This window comes from Falsiroseomonas sp. (genome assembly GCF_041690465.1).
GTDB lineage: Bacteria > Pseudomonadota > Alphaproteobacteria > Acetobacterales > Acetobacteraceae > Falsiroseomonas.
Window position 1 is genome coordinate 1 of the sequence record NZ_JAWLHG010000063.1, and the last position, 20,552, is coordinate 20,552.

A 20,552-nucleotide genomic window follows, 5' to 3' on the forward strand; every position below is an offset into this window, starting at 1 on the left:
CCGATCCAGCACCGCCAAGGCCGCCCCCATCGCACAGAACAGCCTTGAATCATGCCTCAATCAAATGGGGAATCCTGAGAGTCCACAGGACCTAGAGCGCCATGTCCGCGTTCTGACCGACGGCCCGCGTCATGCGGAACGCATGCCTGTGACGAAGCCAAGCGCCTGAGGCGCGCCGGCTTCTGAGGGCGCAAAGCGCCCGAATTCGTGCATGCCGCCTTACCCGGCGCGCGGCCCCGGAGGGGGCAGGGGAGGGCACAGCCGCCCCCGTTTTCCTGACCGTTGACGTCCCGCGCGCAGCCCGCCGGGCTGAACGGGACGTCTGTTCCTGTTTCTTTCCCTGCCCGCCGCATACGATTCGCGGCGTATTGCGTCGCGCTACAAGCGATGGAGTAGTACTACTACACGGGCGGGCGCATGGGTCCGGTGTTGTAAATCCGATTTACAAAGGGCTGTGCAGGATCATCCCTGGCCGCGTTCCTCGGCCTTGGCGGCGGCCCAGGCGGCCTCCATGGCGTCGAGGTCCACGTCCTGCGGCGCCTTGCCGTCCGCGGCCAGTTGGCGCTCCACCGCGCCGAAGCGGCGCTCGAACTTCACATTGGCGCCGGCCAGGCAGGCCTCCGGGTCGAGGTCCAGCTTGCGGGCGAGGTTCGCCAGCACGAAGAGCAGGTCGCCGACCTCGTCCGCCAGCCGCGCCTTGTCGGCGCCCGGCAATTCCGCGCGCAGCTCGGCGGATTCCTCCTCGAGCTTGTCGAGCACTGCCCCGGCATGCGGCCAGTCGAAGCCGACCCGGGCGGCACGGCGGGTCAGCTTGAGGGCGCGGGTGAGGGCAGGGAGGCCGGGCGGGATGCCGGCCAGCGTTCCGGTCTCGGCCCTGGCGGCCCGCTCGGCTGCCTTCTGAGCCTCCCAGGCGCTGATCTGGGCCTCGGCGGAGCGCGAAGCGGCCTCCCCGAATACATGAGGATGGCGGCGTAGCATCTTGTTGCTGATGGTTTCCGCTACCTCGGCAAAGCCGAAATGTCCGGCCTCGGACGCCATCTGGGCGTGGTAGACCACCTGGAACAGCAGGTCGCCGAGCTCGTCCAGCAGTGCGCTGAAATCCGGGCCGCGGGCGATCGCGTCCGCCACCTCATAGGCTTCCTCGATCGTATAGGGCGCGATGGTCGCGAAGCTCTGCTCGCGGTCCCATGGGCAGCCATCCGGCGCACGCAGCCGAGCCATGATGGCGAGCAGGCGCGCGAGCGCGGTCTCCGGGTTCGTCATGCGGGCCTCTGGTGGTTCCGGGCGGGGTGGCGCTGCATCGCAGGCGGCGGGGGCGGGGACAAGCTGCCGGACGCCGCGGCCCCGGCGCCGCGGATTTCCCCAACGCTTGTCCACATTCATGTTTGCCGTATAAGATATATTATGGAAAAGACAGGCCTGTGGAGAAGGCCGTGGAAAGCGGCCAGGACATCCCTGGCTCAGGCCCCCGGCACCTCGAGCACCAGCCCGTCATGACCGGGCTCGATCCCCGGCGGCAGGTTCGCGCGGAGCCAGGCCCAGTCCAGGTCGAAGCCCATATGCGTGAGCACGGTGCGGCGCGGCTTCAGGCGGGCGGCCCATTCGCAGGCCAGCGCCACATGCGCGTGCACTGGGTGCGGCTGGCGCTGGAAGCAGCCGACCACCCAGGTATCCAGCCCCTCCAGCGCCGCCCAGCTCTCGGGCGGCATCGCCACCAGGTCGGTGCTGTAAGCGAAGCGACCGACGCGGAAACCAAGCGTCTCCATCACCTTGTGGTCCTGGCGGATCACCCGCACGGGAATCCCGGCCATCTCCACCACCTCCCCCGGCGCGATCGGCCGCGGGGTCAGCGAGGGGCGGAAGAAGCCCTGCGGCGGCGGCGGGTGGAAGGCATAGCCGAAGCGGCTGCGCAGCTCGGCCAGGGTCAGATAGCTGCCGAAGGCGTCGAGCGCGGCACGGCGGTTGCGGTTGATGATGCGCAGCTCGTCCAGGCCCATGACGTGGTCGGCATGGGTATGGGTGAAGGCCACGGCATCCACCTGGCCGATGCCAGCGGCGAGCAGCTGGTTGCGCAGGTCCGGCCCGGCGTCGATCAGCAGCCGTCGGCCGGCCGCGTCCTCGATCACCGCGCCGCTGCGGCTGCGGCGGTTGCGCGGCTCGGCCGGGTCGCAGGCGCCCCAATTGCCGCGCCCGTCCGGCCCGCCGATCTGCGGCACGCCGCTCGACCCGCCGCAGCCGAGTAGCGTGACCCGCAGCACCGTTCAGGCCGCCTGGGACCGCTGGAACAGACGGTGAAAATTGCCGGTGGTGAGCTCGGCCAGCGCCGCCATGCCCATGCCGCGCACCTCCGCGAGCCTGGCGGCGGTATGCGCCACATAGGCGGGCTCGCAGCGCTTGCCGCGCAGCGGCACGGGGGCGAGGTAGGGGCTGTCGGTCTCCACCAGAATCCGGTCGGCCGGCATCTCCGCGGCGATGGCGCGGTTCTCCTCGGATTTCGGGAAGGTCAGGATCCCGCTGAAGGAGACATAGCCGCCGAGCCGGATGGCGGTGCGCGCCAATTCCGCGCCGGAGGAGAAGCAGTGCAGCAGGAAGGGGAAGGCCCCCTTCCCCGTCTCGTCTTCCAGGATGGCGGCGATGTCGGCATCGGCGTCCCGGGCATGGATCACCAGCGGCAGGCCGGAGGCGCGGGCGGCGGCGATGTGGGCGCGGAAACCCTCCTGCTGCACCGGGCGCGGGGCCTTGTCATAGAAGTAGTCGAGCCCGGACTCGCCGATGCCGATCACCCTGGGATGGTCGGCCTCCCGCAGGATCTCCTCCACGGCCGGCACCGGACGCTCGCCGGCATTGTGCGGATGGATGCCGACGGTGGCGAAGACGCCCTCGTAGCGGTCGGCGATCTCCCGCACCGTCGCCGCCTGCTCGCCGAGCCGGGTGCCGATGGTGACCATCTGCGTCACGCCGGCGGCCTTGGCCCGCGCGACGACATCCGCCTGCTCCTGCCCCTGGAAATGGTCCAGGTGGCAATGGCTGTCCACAAGCATGGTCAGGCGGCGACCTCGATCTTGGCGAAGAGCGGCGCCGGCGGCGGCAGGGCGAGGCCACCGGGCAGCGGCGCGGCGAGGTCGCCGAGGCCCCTCGCCTCCTTCGGTACGCCGAGCTGGTCGAGCAGCTTTGCCATGGTGTCCGGCATGAAGGGCTGCAGCACGGTGGCGAAGACGCGCAGCGCATCGTGCAGGTGGCGCAGCACCACTGCCATGCGGACCGGGTCCGTCTTCTTCAGTGCCCAGGGCGCCTCGACGGTGATGTAGCCGTTCGCTTCTCGCGCCGCGGCCATCACAGTCTCCAGTGCGAGGTGGAATTCCTGCCGGTCCAGATGCGCGCCGACCTGCCCGGGCAGCCCGTCCAGCAGCGCGCCCAGCGTGGCATCGCCAGGTGCCCGCGCAGCAGGTTCCGGCAGCCTCGCATCGCAGTTCCGTTGGATCAGCGAAAGCGTTCTGTTTGCAAGATTCCCGAGCGCATTCGCCAGTTCCCCATTGTTCCGCCCGATCAGCGCGCTGCGGGAGAAGTCGCCATCCTGCCCGAACGGCACCTCGCGCAGCAGGAAGTAGCGGATCGGATCCAGCCCGAACTCCGCCACAAGAGCAACGGGATCAATGACATTGCCGAGCGACTTCGAGATCTTCTGTCCCTCGTTGGTCCACCAGCCATGCGCGAAGACGCGCCGTGGCGGGGCGATGCCGGCGGCCATCAGGAAGGCCGGCCAGTAGATCGCGTGAAAGCGCAGGATATCCTTGCCGACGAAGTGAATATCGGCCGGCCACCACTTGCCGAATGCTTCCGGATCAGTGGGATAACCAGCGGCCGTGATGTAGTTCGTCAGCGCGTCGAGCCAGACGTACATCACATGCGCATCGTCCCCCGGCACCCTCACGCCCCAGCTGAAGGAGGTGCGGCTGATCGAGAGGTCACCCAGGCCAGATTTAACGAATGCAATCACTTCGTTGCGCCTGCTCGCAGGCAGGATGAAGTCCGGATGCGCTTCGTAATGCGCCAGCAGCCGATCCGCCCAGTTCGACAGGCGGAAGAAATAGGAAGGCTCCTTCACCCAGGCGACCGGCGCGCCGGAGGGGGCGTATTTCACCCCGTCGCGCTCCACCAGCTCGTCCGGGCCATAGAACGCCTCGTCGCGCACCGCGTACCAGCCCTCGTAATGGCCGAGATAGATCTCGCCATTCGCCAGCAGCTTTTCCCAGAGTGCGGTGCAGGCGCGCTTGTGGCGCTCCTCCGTGGTGCGGATGAAGTCGTCGATGGAGAAGCCCATCGTTGCCGCCAGATCGCGGAAATGCTGGCTCACCTGGTCGGTGAAGGCCTGCGGCGCCATCCCGGCATCCTGCGCCGCCTTCTCCACCTTCTGCCCGTGCTCGTCGGTGCCGGTGAGGAAGAAGACCTCCCTCCCCTCCAGCCGCCGCCAGCGCGCCAGCACATCGGCCGCCAGCGAGGTATAGGCGTGGCCGATATGGGGCCGGTCGTTGACGTAGTAGATCGGCGTGGTGATGAAGCAGGGCCGGCGATCTGGCACGGTGGTCTTCCGGGTCTGCCGCGGCAGGCTCAGCGCCGCGGCGGGGTGAGCCAGCCAAGGGCGGTCAGCACGGCCTGCTTGCGATCGAGGCTCAGCACATCCGTCTCGGCGGCGAGGCGGCCGAGGCTATCCCACAGGGTGGACCACTCGGCAAGCGGACGCATCGCAAGCCAGGGCGGCGGGGTTCCCTGCCCGGCGGCGGCACCGCGCGCGGCGGCCGAGATCTCGCGACGCAGCAGCGCCATGAAGGTGGCGAAGGCGCTGCCGTCCCGCTTCGCCGCCACCGCATCCGCGAGGCCGTGCCAGCGCCGCCGGTCGCCGGAGGCCAGGCCCGCCAGCGCCTCCTCCACCAGCGCCTGGATCGCCAGCCCCTCGCCTTCCGCCAGGGCCAGCGCACGGCCCGGCGAGCCCTCGGCCATGGCGGCGAGCCGCGCGCGGTCGCCCTCCGGCATGTCCGGGCGAAGGTGCCGCAGCGCCGCCGCCATCGCCGCCTGGTCGAGCGGCGCGAGCTGCAGGCGCCGGCAGCGGCTGCGGATGGTCGGCAGCAGCCGGTCGGGCGCTGCGGTGGTGAGCATCAGCACCGCCCGCGGCGGCGGCTCCTCCAGCGTCTTGAGCAGGGCGTTGGCTGCCTCGGGGCGCATCGCCTCGGCCTGGTCCACCAGCACGAAGCGCCAGCCGCCCTCGGCGGCGGTGAGCGAGAGTGCATGGATCGCCTTGCGCACCGGGTCCACCCGGATGGTCCGCTTCACGCCATCGCCGGCTTCCGGGCGCAGTGCCACGAAGTCCGCATGGGCGCCGGCGAGGATACGGCGGAAGACCGGGTGTTCCGGCGGCAGGTGCAGCGGCGGCGCGCCGGGTTCGGCGGGCCGCTCGGCGCCGCCGGCCAGCAGCCAGCGGGCGAAGCGGTAGCCGAGCGTCGCCTTGCCGATTCCCGGCGGGCCGGCCACCAGCCAGGCATGAGGAAGCCGGCCGGAGCGTGCCGCCGCCTCCAGCGTCGCAGCGGCCTGCGCATGGCCGAACAGGTCGGGACTGCCGCGGACCGCATGGTCCTCGTCAAGCTCGACCTCCACCACCGCTGCGCGCGGCGCGCGCGCCATCTAGGGTATCCCCCGCATGGCCCGCATTGTCCCATCTGGAAGCGCGGGCCGGAAGCGGGGGATCAGATGCCGAGCCAGTGGTCGCCGTAGATGATCCAGGCCGCGCCGGCATCGAAGCCGAACCCGGCCTGCCCGACGAGCAGGTCGTCCAGCCCATCCCCGTCCACATCGCCCGCCGCCGACACCGAAGTCCCGAACAGGCCGTTGCTTCCCTCGAACCGGATCACCCCGGGCGCCGCGATCGAATTCGTCGAGGCGCCGCTCGCTGCCCGGCCCAGCACCAGCACGGCCTCTCCGTTCAGGCCGGCGACCAGCAGGTCGTCGAACCCGTCCCCGTTGACGTCGCCCGCCCGGCTCAGCCGCGTGCCGAGGTGATCCATCACCTCGATCCCGTTGAAGCGCACGACCAGCGGATCGGTGGCCAGGTTCAGCGGGCTCGCAAAGCTCGGCCGGCCGAGCACGACGAAGACCGACCCGCGGAAACCATCGTTGCCCGGAGCGCCGAGCGCGAAATCGTCGAAGCCGTCGCCGTTCCAGTCGCCGATCACGGTCACCGCGGCGCCGAGCGAGTCGCCGAGCGTCGTCGGGTTCACCGTAACGAAGCCGGCGCCGCCCAGCGCCTGTGTCGTGTCCCAGCCCGAACCCTTGCCAAGCAGAACCCAGGCTCCGCCGGCGCCACCATTCACCCCGCGCGCGCCGACCACGAGGTCGTCGAAGCCGTCGCCGTTGATGTCGCCGCCGCCGCCAAGCGCCGTGCCCTGGTCGATTCCCAGCAGCCCGGTGCTGATGCGCGTGACGGAGCCGTCGGTGGCGTCGAGCCCGATCTGTGCCGACCGCCTGGTGCCGCCGAGCAGGATCGAGACATAGCCCGGCCCCGCCTCGCCGCCGACCGCGATGTCCGCCAGCCCGTCGCCGTTCAGGTCACCCACGCCGGTGCCGACACCGCCGACGGAGCCGGTGACGGTCGTCTCGCCGAGCAGCACGGTGTTGCTGGTGCCGTCGGCGATGAAGTTGCTGGATCCGTCCGTGGTACCGAAGTCGGACCGGCTTCGCCCCCGCACAACGGAGACGATGCCGTCCGTGTTCGTGACGACGCCCTGCTGCTCGATGAAGGGCAGCAGCGGCGAGCCGATGCCGAAATCCTCATAGCCGTCGCCGTCAATGTCGCCGAAGCCACCGACGAAGCTGCCGGCATTGCCGCCGCTGCCGATCGCCCCGCCGATGAAGCGCACTGAGCCGTCGCCGAACGCAAAGCTGGAGCCGAAGCCCCCAGCCTGCCCCCAGACAACCCAGGCGCCGCCATCGCCCCCGCCGCTGCCGGGCGCACCGATCACCAGGTCGCGGAAGCCGTCGCCGTCGAAATCGCCACTCCCAAGCGATTGGCCGAACAGGCTGCCTGCCGTGCCGTCGAAGCGCGTCGTGCGCACATCATAGGGAGTGGCCGCGCCGATCGGGATCACCGCCGGCGCAACCTTCCACAGCGTCCCGCCAAGGTCGAAGGCCTCGATCGAGACCAACGTGTCGAAGGCGAGCGGATCCGTCATCCGGATCAGGCCGTTGGGCAGGCGCTGCAGCAGGACCTCGCCTAGCAGGAAGGGCGAGACGATCGCATCCCACCCATAGCCGCCCTCGAGCCTGTCGAAGCCGGGCCCGCCTTCCAGCCGGTCGTTGCCGTTCCCGCCGCGCAGCGTGTCCGGGCCGAGCCCACCGACCAGCGTGTCGCTGCCCGCACCGCCGGTCAGGACATTTGCGAGCACATTGCCGGTGATCAGGTTGTCGAGCCCGTTGCCTGTGCCCGTGGTGGCGCCGTCGAGCAGGACCAGAGCCTCGAGATGCGCCGCAAGCGTCAAGTTCACCGTGCTGCGCACCAGGTCGAAACCGGCGTTGCGGCTCTCCAGGCTGCGATCCCCGGCCGCATCCACTTCGTAGACGTCGTCGCCCGGGCCACCGCGCATGGTGTCGGCACCGGGCCCGCCCTGCAGAAGGTCGTTGCCGTTGCCACCGAGCAGGGAATCGGCCCCCTCCGCTCCGACGAGCGTGTCGGCGCCATTCAGCCCCGCAAGCACGTCGTTCCCGGCCAGGCCGGACAGCAGGTTGTCGCCGCCATTCCCGACCAGGGTGTCCGTCAGCGTGCTGCCGGTGAGGTTCTCGATGCCGACATAGACATCCTGCAGCGCGCCGCCGGCAAAGCCCCCTTCCACCAGCGAGGCGCCGACCCCCACCCCGGCCAGCGTGTCGGCCGCATCGGCGTAGGAGACGGTGTCGGTGCCTGCGCCGCCCAGCATACGGTCGGCGCTGAAGGGATCGGCATTGGCGTCGCCGAACAGCAGGTCGTCGCCGTCACCGCCCAGCATCAGGTCGATGCCATCTCCGCCGATCAAGGTGTCGGCGCCCGCTCCGCCATCGAGCGTGTCCGCATCGGCGCCGCCATCGAGCCAATTGCCGGTGTCCGAGCCAACCAGGCTGTCCTCCTGCGTGCTGCCGACCACGTCCTCGATCTCGATCAGCACATCGCCCGTCGCGTCGCCGCCGAAGCCGAGGCCGGAGGTCAGCACGACCGTCACCCCGTTGGCGGATCCGGCATAGCTGACCAGATCCCGCCCCGGGCCAGCCAGCAGCGTGTCGGCGCCGCTGCCGCCGACCAGCGTGTCCGCCCCATCCCCGCCTTCCAGCGAGTCATCGCCCTCGAACCCGTAGATCAGGTCGTTGCCGCCAAGGCCGGCGAGCGTGTCGGCCCAGGGGTTGCCGTTGACGGTATCGTCGCCGCTGGTCATCCGCGCGTTTCCTCCCGCCATCGGGCCAGGAGAGCGCAAATCCCTTCGCGCAACGTTCCGCCCTTGGCGCGATAACTCTCGCGCTGATCAGATACTTGCGTCGAGTCCTATTTTTGCGGCGAAGGCCTGCCGAATCCCAGCGAATACAGTATCGGCGGGATGCGCCGCATCGAGCACGACGCAGCGCGCCGGCTCCGCCGCCGCGATCGCCAGGAAGCCGGCGCGCACGCGGGCGTGGAAGCCGGCATCGAGCCGCTCGTAGCGGTCCGCCGCCACGCCGCGCGCGGCGGCCCGCGCCATGCCGGCCTCCGGCGGGATGTCGAGGATCAGCGTGAGGTCGGGCGAGAGACCTTCCAGCGCCAGATCGGCGAGGCGCCGATACACCTCCCCGGGCACGCCCTGGCCGTGGCACTGATAGGCGCGGGTCGAATCAGCGAAGCGGTCGCAGACCACCCACATGCCCGCCGCCAGCGCCGGGCGGATGGTGGCGACCACGTGCTCGCGCCGCGCGGCAAACATCAGCATCGCCTCGGCCACCGGGTCGAAGCCCTGGCCTTCCAGCAGCAGCGCGCGGATCGCCTCGGCGCCGGCCGAGCCGCCGGGCTCGCGCGTCAGCAGCACCGGGACGCCTTGCGCCGAGAGCCATGCGGCAAGCCGGCGCGCCTGGGTGGACTTGCCGCCCCCCTCCCCGCCTTCGAAGGTGATGAAGCGGCCGGGGGCCAAGGCCGCCTCAGCCGCCGAACCAGCTGCCGATCACCGCCGGGATGCGCGGGATCAAGCCCAGCCGGTCCACATCGGCGCCGGCGATCAGCGCAACCTCCATCTCCGGCACGCCCTGGCCGGAGACGAACAGCTTGCCGAGCTCCTGCCCCTTGCTGACCGGCGCCGGCACCGGCGAGTCGAAGCGCACCCGCGCCTGCAGGCTGCGCCGCCAGGCGCGCGGCAGGGTCAGCACCAGGTCGCGGCCAGCCACCAGCGGCACGGTGGCGCGCTCGCCGAGATAGACCGGCACCTCCTCCACCGTGTCGGCGGCGCGGAACATCACCACGTTGTCGAACTCGCGGAAGCCCCATTCCAGCAGCCGCTCGCTCTCCTCCGCACGCGCGCGCATGGAGGGCAAGCCGTTCACCACCAGGATCAGGCGCCGTTCGCCGCGGATCGCGCTGGCGGTGAGGCCGTAGCCCGCTTCCTCGGTATGCCCGGTCTTGAGGCCATCGGCGCCGGCGACACGGGCCAGCGCCGGGTTGCGGTTCTGCTGGTTGATGTCGTTCCAGCGGAAGCTGCGCTCGTTATAGTAGCGATAGTATTCCGGGAAATCGATGATGATCCGCCGCGCCAGCGTCGCCAGGTCCCGCGGCGTCATGCGGTGCTCGGGATCGGGCCAGCCGGTCGAATTGCGGAAGGTGCTGTCGCGCAGCCCGATGCGCTGCCCGTACTCGTTCATCAGCTCGGCGAATTGCTGCTCGGAGCCGCTGATCCCCTCGGCCAGCACGATGCAGGCGTCATTGCCGGACTGCACGATGACGCCGCGCGAGAGGTCCTCGACGCTCACCTGATTGCCGACCTCGACGAACATCTTGGAGCCGCCCATGCGCCAGGCGCGCTCGCTGACCGGAAGCATCTGGTCTAGCCGCAGCCGGCCCTGCTTCAGCAGGTCGAAGACCACGTACATCGTCATCAGCTTCGACATCGAGGAGGGCGGCATCCGCTCGTCCGGATTCTTCTCGAGCAGCACGGCGCCGGTCTCGAAATCCACCATGATGGCTTGGCGGGCCTGCGTATCCACCGGGCCGAGTGGGCTGTCGGCCGGCGAGGCGGCGGGCGTCGCCGGACGCGGCGCGGCGCCGCGGGGGATGCTGCGCGCCGGGCGCTGCTGCGCCAGGGCGGGCTGCACGAGAGCCGGCGCAGCGGAGAGCCCCGCGGCCGCCAGCATGATGTCACGACGGCGCATCACAATCCCCCCTGGAAGGCGCGCGGCGCAACCGGCCGCGACTCGCGCTCAATCCACCACGATCCGTGCCTCGGATACGCCGGCACGCAGCGTTCCCTCAAGCGCCCGATCAGCCTCCGCCGCCCCGGCGAGCGGGCCGATGCGCACCCGGAAGCTCTGCCGCGCGCGCGGGCCGATCGCTTCCACCCGGCCGCCGATGCGCGCCGCCTGCTGCTCGGCAAGGTCGCGGCGCCCGAAGGTCGCGGCCTCCACGAACAGACGGCCGGGCTGGGCGAAGCCGCGCGTCACCTGTTCCGGCAGGCGCTGCGGCACCGCCGATGCGGTCTCGGCCGCCGGCGGGCCCGCGGCGGCGCGCGCCACCGGCCGCGCCTCGCGGAGGTTGCGCGCCTGCACGGCGCCGGCCGGCGGGGCGAGGTCCTCGCGCTCCACTGCGCCAAGCGGCGCGGCGGCAATGTCGAGCCGCGGCGTCTCGGGGTCCGGCAGGCCGGCCGCCAGCGCGCGGCTCGCCTCCTGGACCACGGCGATCCGCACCTGCGCAGCGCCGCCGGGCCGGATGCCGAGCAGCTCCGCCACGCGGCGCGACAGCTCCACCACCCGGCCCGGGTGAGGCGGGCCGCGGTCGTTCACGCGCACATCCAGCGTCAGCCCGTTCTCCAGGTTGGTCACGCGCAGGATGGCGGGGAGCTGCAGGGTGCGGTGGCCGGCGGTGAGCAGCGCGGGATCGTGGACCTCGCCATTCGACGTGCGCCGCCCGGCCCGGCGGTCGGCGGCGACGGCCGCCAGGCCGGTCTGCACCAGCCCGAAATCCTCCCGCGGATAGGACCACACGCCGCCAAGCCGATAGGGCTCGCCCACCATGTAGCGCGGCTGCGGCGCCGGGCTGCGCCGCGCACAGCCGGCAAGCGCGCCGAGCGCGAGCAGCGCAAGGCCGCGCCGTGCCAGCTCCTGGTGCATCGCGCCGGTCACGCCACGCGGTCGGACAGCATCCCGACGGCGAGGGCATAGAAGTTCGACGGGTTGTAGCGGCGGATGACGTTGAAGTTCGGATAGACCGCGAAGGCCTGCCCGCCGGCGCCGCCCGGCAGCAGGATCGCCGTCGGCAGGTCGAGCGCGGGCAGCGGCGCACCATCCGCCCGGCGCAAGCCGGCATTCGCCCAGGCGCGCAGCGGCTTGGTGTTGTCCCGCCGCGCCTCGTCCGGGTTGAAGCCGGCGGGCAGCGTCACCTCCCTGCCCCACAGCTCCTCCTCCCGCCAGCCGGAGCGGGCGAGGTAATGCGCGATGGAGCCGAGCGCATCGGGCCGGCTACCCCAGATGTCGCGCCGTCCGTCGCCGTCCATGTCCACCGCCAGCCGGTCGAAGTTGGACGGCATGAATTGCGGATGCCCCATCGCGCCGGCCCAGGAGCCGCGCATCCGGTCGGGCGAGACATGCCCGCCCTCCAGCACCTTCAGCGCCGCGATCAGCTCGTTGCGGAAGTAGGCGGCGCGGCGCCCGTCCCAGGCCAGGGTCGCCAGGCTTTGGATCACGCTGAAATTGCCGGTGAACCCGCCGTAGTTCGTCTCCAGCCCCCAGATCGCCACGACGACTCGCGGCGTGACCTTGAAGCGGGCCTGCACCGCCTGCAGCGTCGCCCGGTTCTCGGCATAGGCGCGGCGGCCGCCCTCGATTCGCGCCTCGGACAGGCGGGCATCGCGGTACTGCTCCCAGGTCTGGGTGAACTCGGGCTGCCGCCGGTCGAGTTCCAGAACGCGCTCGTTCGGGCGGATGCCCGTGAGCGCGTGTTGCAGCGTCGCCTGCGAGACACCGGCGCGCCGGGCATCGGCGCGCACACCATTCAGGAAGGCGTCGAAGCTCTCCGTCGCCGCCTGCGACTGGCGCGGCTGCAGGCCAAGGAGCGTCGTGGTGAACGCAGCGAGCGTGGCAAGCGCGGTCTGTCGCCGGGTGCGGAGCATGGGCGATGGATGCCACAGCCGGCAGCACGCCCGCAACGCACCTTCGTCCGACTGCGGCGGATACGTCCCTCCTCCGGGGCGGCGGCTCAGAACCTGACGAGCCCGAAGGCGACGATCCGGTTGGCGATGCCGTGCCCGATGCCGTTGCCGCCTGTTGCCCCGGCACCGTTCTCCAGATCGCGCCGGCTGAACACGTATTCCAGCCCGAGATCCAGCCAGCCGAAGGGCTGGCGCTGTGTCGGGCGATCGGCGAAGGGACTCCAGACGATGTTGGCGATGACCTGCTGCATCTCCCGGTTCAGCGCCAGCGCGCCGAGCGTGCCGGGGGCGAAGGCGTCGGCGCTGTCCGGGAAGTCCTGGCGGGCATAGGCGTAGGAGAAGGTGCTGCGCAGCGTGTCGTTCCAGAAGCGGCGGTAGGCGATGAGCCCGCCATAGCTCGGCACCGCGTCCAGGCTGTATTCGAGCAGCGAGGGCACGCCAAAGTTGGTCACCGCGCCCTGCCCGAAGCTGTTCCCCGCGAGGTAGCGGCCGATGCCCTGCCCATAATAGCCCATGACCGTCAGTTCGTCCCGCCCGACCGCGGGGATGGCGGCGCCGACCGGCAGCCGCGCATGCGCCGCGAGGCCCCAGCCGAGGGTGGAGTCGTCGCCGCCGGGCTGCAGCGTGGTGTTGTCAGTGTCCACGCCGATGCGCCGGACGAGGCCGCGAAGCACGGCTTCGGTGCTTCCATCGCGGTAGGTCAGCCGCGCCAGGAAGTCCGGCATCTGGTCGAAGACTGGGCTGGCGCCGCCATCGAGGCGCCCCGGGCCGAAGATGGGGCCGCGGACCGTGGTGATATCGCCATAGGGCGCCTCGATCGAGCCTGCGAGCGTCCAGTTTTGGTCGAACCGGTGGGTCGCGCGGAGCTGTGCCTGCCGGATGAAGGACTGGTTGAGATTGGTCGCGTCGTGGAAGGCCTCGATCAGCCCCTCGTTCCACAGGCTGTTCGCCTGCCCGATCAGGTAGCTCCAGTCGCCGCGGGTGAGTTCCGCGAAGGCAAGGCGCAGCCGAAAGGCAAGGTCGCCGCCCGGGGATATCTCGCCGCGGAAATCCGCCTCGACCGTGGTGTCGAGCCGGCCCCACGCCGTCTCGGTGCGGGTGTCCACACCGACGCGCGATCCGCGCGCGGTGATGTCGCCGCCGCCCTGCTGCCCGGCGGCCCGGCTGCCTGTGAGCGGGATGCCCTGCACGGCGGCCGCATCGGTCTGGTTGCGGGCGTCGAAGTCATAATAGCCGGTTAGGCGGACGAAGCCGTAGAGCCGCACGGTCGTATCCGTGTTCGGGACCCGCATAGAGAGACCATCGAGGCTGCCGCGCAGCGCCTCGTCCACCTCCGCCCGAACCACCTCGGGGCTCCGGGAGGGGGGCGGTTCGGGTGGTGGCCCACCGGCAACGGGCGGCACCTCCGGCGTCGTGTCCGGTCGGGCGGTGCGCGTCGCGCCGCGCCGCGGGGCTGCTGCGGGTGGCGGCGCGGGTGCGATGCGCGGGCGCCGGCGCTCGGCCTCGAGTTCGTTCACGCGTTGCTGCAGGGCGTCAAGCCGCCGCATCAGGTCTTCGATCGTCGGCTGCTGCGCCGCGGCCGAACTGGCGCCGGCGAACAGCGTCATGATGGCGAGACCCATGCCGATGCGCATGAAACCGCTTCCTTCCGCGTATGCACGCCATCGGAAATGTAACCGGCTGCCGTACGCGAACGACAGGACGAAGCGTCCCACCATTGAGCCACGGGTTTCACCCTCGCCTTTTGGTATGGTGATGCACCGGTGCAGTGAGTGGTGCGGCAGCGCGCCGCACCCGCTGGCCGTGCGAGTCGCGACGCGGTAGGAAAAGCGCGCGCCGGATGGGTGGCCGAGTGGTTTAAGGCAGCGGTCTTGAAAACCGCCGTGGGTGCAAGCCCACCGTGGGTTCGAATCCCACCCCATCCGCCACCTGCGTCAACATAGCCCTTTCCTTTCAAGTAGTTAGACCCTCCGAGTGTCAAACCGTTTGCCCCGGTTTGACACTCGCTCTCTATTCGGGGTTCCGCTTTCGGTCCCCGATGCGCGCGACCTTGCGCGTCGCTTCATCCGCGAGCCGGGCCTGATCGGCTGCCCGCGTGTATCGCTCAACCTCCCGAAGCGTCTGGTGGCCGGTGATCGCCGCAATCTCGTGCGGGGTGCATCCGGTTTCGGCCAGCCGCCGCGCCGCTGCCTTCCGCAGCCCGTGGGCGGTGCAGCCCACGGGCAATCCCGCCTCCTGGCAGCGTTCGCGAAACCAGTTCCCGAAGCCGGCGGCGGTGAAGGGCTTACCCTGCTCCGTCGTGAGGTAAGTCAGATGCACGGCCGGCATCGCCTCAATCGCTTCCGTCAGTCCGGAACGCATAGGAATTTCAAGACGGGTGCCGGTCTTCTCTTGAACGACCGCGATGCGCCCCTCGCGCACATGCTGCCGGCCCATGCGGATCACGTCGCTCCGGCGCTGCCCCGTGTAGAGCAACAGCGCGAGGGCTAGCCGGGCGCGGCTGCCCAGCGGATGGCGGTCTTTGAACTTCGCTATTTCGTCGTCAGTCCGGGAGTGATGCCCGTCCGTCTTGTGGGGCAGCTTGCGCACGTCCCGGGCTGGATTCGCGGGGACGAGTCCGCGCTCAACGGCGAACTGCATCATCTGGTGCAGCAGTTGGAGGACGCGGTTCGCGACGGTGGGCGTCGCGGCCATATCGTCGCGCAGCCTCACCAGATGCTTCGGTTGAAGGTGCGCAAACCGCTTGTCTCCGTGGTCCTTCTCCATCCGCGTGACGCGCCATGCGCCGCTCAACGCGGCCATCGTGCCCGGTGCGGCGCGCGTCGCGCCTACCGGCTCAGGCTTGCCCGCCAGCGCAGCCTGATACGCCTCCATGAACTCGCGTGAGCCGGGCGCGCCGGGCAGCGTCACGCGCGCCCAGCCTTTGCGGCTGAAGTAGTAGCGCATCCGCCCGTGCCGGTCCTTCATCGCCTGGACGAAATCCAGCTTGATTCGGGTCACGGCGCTGCGCCTCGCGATTGCGGCGGGTCCCAATCATTCGTCGCGTCGTCGTCGCCCGCCCCCAGGCGGTCGTTCGCCATCTCGATATCGCGCCGCCGCCACATGACACGCCCGCCCCATCGAATGGGCCTGGGCATCTCGCCCGCCTCAACCATAGCATCGAAGCTACGGGGACTGACGCCGACATATCTGGCGGCCTCCTCCCGGGACAGGTTGAGCGGCAACACGCCGGGGAACGGCCACGACGCCGCGCCGCCGCCCGCCGCCTGGACGGGCGCGGCGGGCGCGGTCCCTTCGGCGATGGTGGCGCGGCGTCGGGGCATGGGAGCCTCAGAAGGACCCGTTGAGGCGCACGTCCACCGTCGCCACGCCAGCGGGCGAGGCGGCGACGGCGACGCCGATCCGGGTGTTGTCCGTCGCCGTCGTTGTGACGCGCTTGTTCGTGTCGTCCCAGAAGGCCGGCTCGCCGATGGAGAAGTCATCCGTCGTCAGCTTGTTGAGCCGGAAGACGCCGCGCGTGGCGAGGACCACTTCGGTGGCGTTGTCGGCGGGACCGGACGCGACGCCGAACAGGCTGCCCACAAGGCAGCCGCCGCCGGACGGGACAGCATAAGGCGCGGCGGGCACGGTGATGTTGTCGCCGGGCTGGACGTGGTTGCGCATGGTCAGAGTCCTTTCGAGGTTCGGAAGCGGATCGTCGTGGCGGGCGCGCTCGCGCAGGCTGCCGCAATCTCGCGGTCAAGGAAGGCGATGGCGGCGGCGATTTCCGCATCGCTGCGGAACTCCACGCGCTCGCCGTTCTGGTCCACCACGACGCGGGGAGCATTGGCGCGCGAGGCGGCCAGGGCTTCGCGGCGGGCGAGCAGGGCGGCGAGGTCCGCCATCGTCAGGCGCCCGCGTCGTGTAGGCGCCGCGCCAGTCGAGCGCGCCGCAGCCGAAGTCGAGATGGACGCGGAACTCCATGCCCAGCACGTCCCAGCCCTGCCGGGATTCGAACTGCGGCCCGGGCGCGCTGGCGAGGAAGGCGTATTCGAAGACTGGCAGCACGGCCGGATCGGCGAACAGATACGAGCGGTTGCCCGCGAGGCGCGGATCAACGGCAACCTCAAGGCTGCCCGCCAGCGGATTCGTCGTCGCGGCGGTCGCCGGGTAGAAGGACGCCACGGCCGGCCGCGCCGCGTATTCGCGGGCCGGCCCCACAAGCAGGAAGCGCGGCGTCGCGTTGATCGGCGACTTGCCGTCAACGCCCTTTTGGACGCGCATCGCCTGCACGCCCGCCGCCAGCCCGGCCGGGTCAACGGCCGTCGCGCTGCCCGACACGTTGCCGTGCGACGAATGGAACAGGCGATTGCCGTCCGCCATCGTCGGGCCGAGTCCGCTGCCCTGCGTCAGCAGCTTGACGGCTTCGTTGTTCATCGTCTCGGCGGCGGCGCGGCCCTGCATCGCCGTCACCTGGGCGAAGGCGCCCAGGTCGTCGTTGATGATCGCCTGCCGCGTGAGCGGGAACATCTTGGCGTAGGTGGCGATGGCGTAGGACTCCACCGTCTCGCCCACGTCGCCGCGCGTCACTTCGCCGTTCTCGACGACCCGTTCCAGAAGCGGCATCTCGCCCGCGCGGATGCGCGACATGGCGCGGAAGCCGCGCGCCGTCGTCTGCCGGACCATCGCAAAGAAGGGCGACAGCGCCGCCTGATAGGCGCCCAGGAGGGTGCGGTTGCCCGACGATTGCAGCAGGTTCGGCAGGTCGCCCGTGTGCATGGCGCGCGTGAGGACGGCTTCGGCGGACATGGACAGGACGCGCTCGCCGCGCGCGGCGAGAAGGTTGCGGGCCATGTCGTGCAGCCCCATTCCGGCGTAGGCGCGGGAGGCTTCGGGCATGTCGCCAGGGACGCCCATGCGGCCGAACGCGAGGGCGTCCGCCATGCGCGTGCCGATCACGGCCGGATCGTCGTTGCTGTCATCCGTGACGTGGGCGCGGACGTGGGTCGTCCGGGAACGCTGCGTCAGCGTGTTGAGCGCGTCGGCGCGCACATCGGCGAGGTCGGATTCGTCCGCGATGTGCCGGATCGCCCAATCGGGGTCCAGCTTGTGCGTCTTCTTGATCGCCCAGATTTCCTTGACGCGCTGCGCGCGCGTCATCGTCTCAGGCGGATCGGCGTTCGCCGCTTCCGACGGCAGGTTGTCGGGCATGTCGTGACTCCTCACTCGGGCGCCGGGATCGGCAGGGATGGCGACAAGGCTGATTTCGTGGGGATGCCAGCGGATCGCCGTCTTCGTGCGGCGTCCCTGGGCGTCTGTGCCGTCGCGCCAGCCTTGCACGCGATAGCCAACCGATACGGCGTTGAGGGTCCCGTCCTGTATGCGTTGCGTGACGGGCGTCACGTCGTCCGCATTGCTCAGGCGCAACAGGGCAACGCCCTGGCCGCCTTCGACGCGGGCAGACTCCACCCTGCCCAGGACGGCCCGCGCGGTGCCGGCGTTGTGCGCGTCCAGGACGGGCGCGCCGACAAGCCCGGACAGGTCCGCCGCTTCCACGGCAAGCGTTTCGAGATAGGCGCCCCGCGCGTCGCGGCGCGCGACGGCAGCGCCGGTCGTGAAGACGACTTCCACCGTCCGCGTATCGGGATCGAAGGTCGTCGGCGCCAGCGTCGCGGCACGGTGCAGCACGTCGGCGGAAATGGTTTCCTCAAGCATCGGGCGTCCCCTCAGTGCGGGCGGGCGGCACACCGAAGCCCAGCCCAAGGCGGCGTTCGCGGGCGCGGTCGGCGGCGGCTTCGGCGTCCAGGGCTTCCACGTCGTATCCGAGTTCGGCGACGGCCTGCCGACGCGACTTGAGGCCGGCGGCGATCATCGTCGCTTCCGCCTGGGCGTCCTTCGCGGGATCAAGCCACGGCGCGCGCGGCGGCAGCCATTCCACGGCGAAGTAGGGCGCGGGATCGTCTTCGAAGCCGGGCGCGTCCAGGTCGCCGCGCAGCACGGCGAGGGAGACAAGCCGTTCCCAGACGGGTTGCAGGAACATCGGGATGATGACGCCGTGCTGCACGGCTTCCACGGCCTGCCGGAAGGCGATCATGCCGGCGCGAAGCGATCCGTAGTTCGCTTCCGTCAGGTCCGCCGAGATGAGATGCGCGGGCAGCCCAAGGCCGGCGGCTATGGAGCGCAGTTGATGCCGGACGAACTCGGCCGTCTGTTGCGCCTGTTGCGGCGTGGAGAACTTCACGTCCAGGCCGGATGGGAGGATGCGCATGGTGCCCGGCTCAAGGCTCAGGTCCAGGGCGCCGCCCTGCCCGCTGCCGTCGCCCGTGGCGAAGGGATTCGGGCCGCTGCCGTGCTGGTCAACGACGAAACCCGCGTGCATCGCCGCGACCTTCGCCCCCACCGTGAGCGCGTCGGTAAGCTGATCCAGTTCGTGAAGCCGCAGCAGCACGGGCGCCAACCACGACACGCCGCGCGCCTATCCAGGCAGCAGCGGCCGGAAGACGTGCAGCACGTCGTCAGCGGGCACGCGCACTGGCGCGGCCATGTGCGCGAAGGGCAAGGCGGGATTCGTCGGATGGATGTGGAAGGCGACGCGGCGATCCGACGAGTCGAACTCCACGCCGTTGAGGATGGCCGCCGCCCCCGAGTTCGCGGGACTCGTTCGCGAGCAGTTCGGACGGGATCAGTTGCAGCCGCAACCCATCGGGCGTCGTGACCATGCGGACAAGCGCCTCGCCGTCAACGACAAGGGAGCGCGCGGCGGCGGCTTCCATGCCGGGGAAGGACAGCACGCCCGCGAGGTCCGCCCGTGGCGCCCAGCTATCGAACTGCGCCAAAAGTTCCGTCCGCGTTCGGGCGTTCGGATGCTGCGGCGTGGGGCGGATGCCCGTCCCCACAAGCGCCGGGACGTAGGCGTTGACCGCTGCGGCGGCGTGCGGGTTGTTCGCCATCGCGTGCCGCGCACGGCGACGAAGGTTGTGCTGCGCCAGCCCCGTCTCGGCGTTGATCGGGCCGAAGCCGCCATCCGCGAAGCGTCGCCCGCCGGGCGCGCCGGCTTCCCAGCCGCGCGTGAGCCATGCGGGCTTCGTCGGCTTGGCGCGGTTCAAGATGCGGGCGAACAGGCTCACTGAAATCAGTTCCCGCGCGGCTTCGCGAACAGGCGCAGCAGCGGCAGCAGAAGCGGCGTGAGCATCACGGTTGCCGAGACATGCGGAAGGAACTCGCCGGGCATCTCGGGTTCGGGCGGCTTGCCCGCTTCCATGTCATAGACGACGGCGGTGCGGCGGAACTCGCCGGTCTGGTCGCTGCGATACACGTCCAGCGCCAGGACCCACCATTCGCCCTTGGCGGTGCCCATGAGCGCGGCGCGGATCGGGTAGTTCGTGCCGGGAACGCCTTCGAGATGCGCGGGCTTGTTCGTCGGGATCGGGCCGGGATCGCCAGGCTTCCACGTGCCCACGACGCCCCAAGAGTGGAGCGCGAGCGAAGCGGCTGCCATTACGTCCCGATTGAAGATGCCCAGGTCAAGCAGTGCGCCCAGCACCTTCGCGGAAGCGATGCCATCAGGGCCGAAGCGCGCCGCGACGCGGGCGCGCGGCGCGCTCACGGCGGCATGGATGAGTCGTTGCTGCGCGAGGCCCTTGAAGCGATTGAGTGCCAGATCACCGGCTCCGAATGCCTCGCGTGCCGCATCGGCGATGGCGAAGGTCGGCCATCGGTCATCGTGCATGAACAGCGGGGCGGGCGTGTCGTGGTCGGTGTCCTGCATGGCGGTCGTCCCTTTGCCGATGCCCGACACGTTACGCGACTATCTGGAATCAGTCAAACGCACATTGCCAGATGGCTCGGCTCTCGCTACAAGGGGGCGCGCCCACGACGCTCAGGGCGCAGTTCCTTCCTCCTGTTGGTGCGACGGGGCCGGGCCGCAGCGAAGCGGGCCGGCCCTAATCGCGTAAGAACGCGCTTCAGAATGCATTCGGAACAGCCGGGGTGGCGCGTCAGCGGCTGTACCGGTCTCATCTGTTCGGGGCTTAAAAGAGTGGAGTCGATGTCGTTGCGAGTTCAGGAAAGGGTCTCTATATCAGCCAGGACTTGATCTGACAGACGGCGCTGGCTGTTCGAGCCGTTGGGCGTGTCTGTTGTGGTCAGTGGCGCATGATCTTCTCCCTGGCGAGCGTGGTT

Annotated in this window: 16 protein-coding genes, 1 tRNA gene and 2 pseudogenes; 1 reads left to right on the forward strand and 18 read right to left on the reverse strand. The window is 70.3% G+C overall.

What is annotated here, in order from left to right:
• Window positions 1-462: 462 nt before the first annotated feature.
• The 11 genes from mazG to ACESM1_RS28285 all read right to left on the reverse strand — a co-directional run bounded on the left by mazG (window position 463) and on the right by ACESM1_RS28285 (window position 14,026).
• Window positions 463-1,263, reverse strand: a complete 801-nt coding sequence (mazG, locus tag ACESM1_RS28235) for a nucleoside triphosphate pyrophosphohydrolase (RefSeq protein WP_372624563.1) — start codon at window positions 1,261-1,263, stop codon at window positions 463-465.
• A gap of 197 nt (window positions 1,264-1,460) precedes the next feature.
• Window positions 1,461-2,255, reverse strand: coding sequence for an MBL fold metallo-hydrolase (locus tag ACESM1_RS28240; RefSeq protein ID WP_372624578.1), 795 nt, complete (start codon window positions 2,253-2,255; stop codon window positions 1,461-1,463).
• Window positions 2,256-2,261: 6 nt separating this feature from the next.
• Window positions 2,262-3,041 (reverse strand): TatD family hydrolase, encoded by a 780-nt coding sequence (locus ACESM1_RS28245; RefSeq protein ID WP_372624564.1) that lies wholly within the window; start codon window positions 3,039-3,041, stop codon window positions 2,262-2,264.
• A 2-nt stretch (window positions 3,042-3,043) separates the two neighbouring features.
• Window positions 3,044-4,579: a methionine--tRNA ligase gene (gene metG, locus ACESM1_RS28250; RefSeq protein ID WP_372624565.1), complete on the reverse strand. Its 1,536-nt coding sequence runs from the start codon at window positions 4,577-4,579 to the stop codon at window positions 3,044-3,046.
• 29 nt (window positions 4,580-4,608) lie between these two features.
• A complete protein-coding gene (locus tag ACESM1_RS28255; RefSeq protein WP_372624566.1) occupies window positions 4,609-5,676 on the reverse strand; it encodes a DNA polymerase III subunit delta' in 1,068 nt (355 codons plus the stop codon).
• A 62-nt stretch (window positions 5,677-5,738) separates the two neighbouring features.
• Window positions 5,739-8,450 carry an FG-GAP-like repeat-containing protein gene (locus ACESM1_RS28260; protein WP_372624567.1) on the reverse strand — a complete coding sequence of 904 codons (2,712 nt, stop codon included), beginning with the start codon at window positions 8,448-8,450 and terminating at the stop codon, window positions 5,739-5,741.
• Between the two features lie 87 nt (window positions 8,451-8,537).
• Window positions 8,538-9,173 carry a dTMP kinase gene (gene tmk, locus ACESM1_RS28265; protein WP_372624568.1) on the reverse strand — a complete coding sequence of 212 codons (636 nt, stop codon included), beginning with the start codon at window positions 9,171-9,173 and terminating at the stop codon, window positions 8,538-8,540.
• Window positions 9,174-9,180: 7 nt separating this feature from the next.
• Window positions 9,181-10,401, reverse strand: coding sequence for a D-alanyl-D-alanine carboxypeptidase family protein (locus ACESM1_RS28270; RefSeq protein ID WP_372624569.1), 1,221 nt, complete (start codon window positions 10,399-10,401; stop codon window positions 9,181-9,183).
• Window positions 10,402-10,449: 48 nt separating this feature from the next.
• Entirely contained in the window at window positions 10,450-11,355 is a 906-nt protein-coding gene (locus tag ACESM1_RS28275) for a septal ring lytic transglycosylase RlpA family protein (RefSeq protein ID WP_372624570.1), read from the reverse strand.
• Between the two features lie 8 nt (window positions 11,356-11,363).
• Window positions 11,364-12,353, reverse strand: a complete 990-nt coding sequence (locus tag ACESM1_RS28280; RefSeq protein ID WP_372624571.1) for a lytic transglycosylase domain-containing protein — start codon at window positions 12,351-12,353, stop codon at window positions 11,364-11,366.
• A gap of 86 nt (window positions 12,354-12,439) precedes the next feature.
• Window positions 12,440-14,026, reverse strand: a complete 1,587-nt coding sequence (locus ACESM1_RS28285) for a DcaP family trimeric outer membrane transporter (RefSeq protein ID WP_372624572.1) — start codon at window positions 14,024-14,026, stop codon at window positions 12,440-12,442.
• A gap of 204 nt (window positions 14,027-14,230) precedes the next feature.
• Between ACESM1_RS28285 and ACESM1_RS28290 the strand changes: the two genes are divergently transcribed.
• Window positions 14,231-14,320, forward strand: a tRNA-Ser gene (locus ACESM1_RS28290).
• An 82-nt stretch (window positions 14,321-14,402) separates the two neighbouring features.
• Here the strand turns inward: ACESM1_RS28290 and ACESM1_RS28295 are convergent.
• The 7 genes and pseudogenes from ACESM1_RS28295 to ACESM1_RS28325 all read right to left on the reverse strand — a co-directional run bounded on the left by ACESM1_RS28295 (window position 14,403) and on the right by ACESM1_RS28325 (window position 20,139).
• The gene (locus ACESM1_RS28295) at window positions 14,403-15,392 is read right to left on the reverse strand and encodes a tyrosine-type recombinase/integrase (protein ID WP_372624573.1); all 990 of its coding nucleotides are present in this window, start codon (window positions 15,390-15,392) and stop codon (window positions 14,403-14,405) included.
• Window positions 15,389-15,715, reverse strand: coding sequence for a helix-turn-helix transcriptional regulator (locus ACESM1_RS28300; RefSeq protein ID WP_372624574.1), 327 nt, complete (start codon window positions 15,713-15,715; stop codon window positions 15,389-15,391). Before ACESM1_RS28300 ends, ACESM1_RS28295 begins: the two co-directional genes overlap by 4 nt.
• A 7-nt stretch (window positions 15,716-15,722) precedes the next feature.
• Window positions 15,723-16,055, reverse strand: a complete 333-nt coding sequence (locus ACESM1_RS28305; RefSeq protein ID WP_372624575.1) for a DUF2190 family protein — start codon at window positions 16,053-16,055, stop codon at window positions 15,723-15,725.
• Window positions 16,056-16,057: 2 nt separating this feature from the next.
• Entirely contained in the window at window positions 16,058-16,276 is a 219-nt protein-coding gene (locus ACESM1_RS28310) for a phage head-tail joining protein (RefSeq protein ID WP_372624576.1), read from the reverse strand.
• A gap of 28 nt (window positions 16,277-16,304) precedes the next feature.
• Window positions 16,305-18,086 (reverse strand): annotated as a pseudogene (locus tag ACESM1_RS28315) (prohead protease/major capsid protein fusion protein); the annotation flags it as partial.
• Window positions 18,079-19,321: pseudogene (locus ACESM1_RS28320) on the reverse strand (phage portal protein). The pseudogenes ACESM1_RS28320 and ACESM1_RS28315, both read right to left, overlap by 8 nt.
• 182 nt (window positions 19,322-19,503) lie before the next feature.
• Window positions 19,504-20,139: a hypothetical protein gene (locus ACESM1_RS28325; RefSeq protein ID WP_372624577.1), complete on the reverse strand. Its 636-nt coding sequence runs from the start codon at window positions 20,137-20,139 to the stop codon at window positions 19,504-19,506.
• Window positions 20,140-20,552 lie beyond the last annotated feature (413 nt).

Excerpts from the sequence above, each read along its gene's own strand:
- mazG (WP_372624563.1), bottom strand. The coding sequence starts at position 1,263 with ATGACGAACCCGGAGACCGCGCTCGCGCGCCTGCTCGCCATCATGGCT.
- ACESM1_RS28245 (WP_372624564.1), bottom strand. The coding sequence starts at position 3,041 with ATGCTTGTGGACAGCCATTGCCACCTGGACCATTTCCAGGGGCAGGAG.
- ACESM1_RS28255 (WP_372624566.1), bottom strand. The coding sequence starts at position 5,676 with ATGGCGCGCGCGCCGCGCGCAGCGGTGGTGGAGGTCGAGCTTGACGAG.
- ACESM1_RS28260 (WP_372624567.1), bottom strand. The coding sequence starts at position 8,450 with ATGACCAGCGGCGACGATACCGTCAACGGCAACCCCTGGGCCGACACG.
- ACESM1_RS28270 (WP_372624569.1), bottom strand. The coding sequence starts at position 10,401 with ATGCGCCGTCGTGACATCATGCTGGCGGCCGCGGGGCTCTCCGCTGCG.
- ACESM1_RS28275 (WP_372624570.1), bottom strand. The coding sequence starts at position 11,355 with ATGCACCAGGAGCTGGCACGGCGCGGCCTTGCGCTGCTCGCGCTCGGC.
- ACESM1_RS28280 (WP_372624571.1), bottom strand. The coding sequence starts at position 12,353 with ATGCTCCGCACCCGGCGACAGACCGCGCTTGCCACGCTCGCTGCGTTC.
- ACESM1_RS28285 (WP_372624572.1), bottom strand. The coding sequence starts at position 14,026 with ATGCGCATCGGCATGGGTCTCGCCATCATGACGCTGTTCGCCGGCGCC.
- ACESM1_RS28300 (WP_372624574.1), bottom strand. The coding sequence starts at position 15,715 with ATGCCCCGACGCCGCGCCACCATCGCCGAAGGGACCGCGCCCGCCGCG.
- ACESM1_RS28305 (WP_372624575.1), bottom strand. The coding sequence starts at position 16,055 with ATGCGCAACCACGTCCAGCCCGGCGACAACATCACCGTGCCCGCCGCG.
- ACESM1_RS28310 (WP_372624576.1), bottom strand. The coding sequence starts at position 16,276 with ATGGCGGACCTCGCCGCCCTGCTCGCCCGCCGCGAAGCCCTGGCCGCC.
- ACESM1_RS28325 (WP_372624577.1), bottom strand. The coding sequence starts at position 20,139 with ATGCAGGACACCGACCACGACACGCCCGCCCCGCTGTTCATGCACGAT.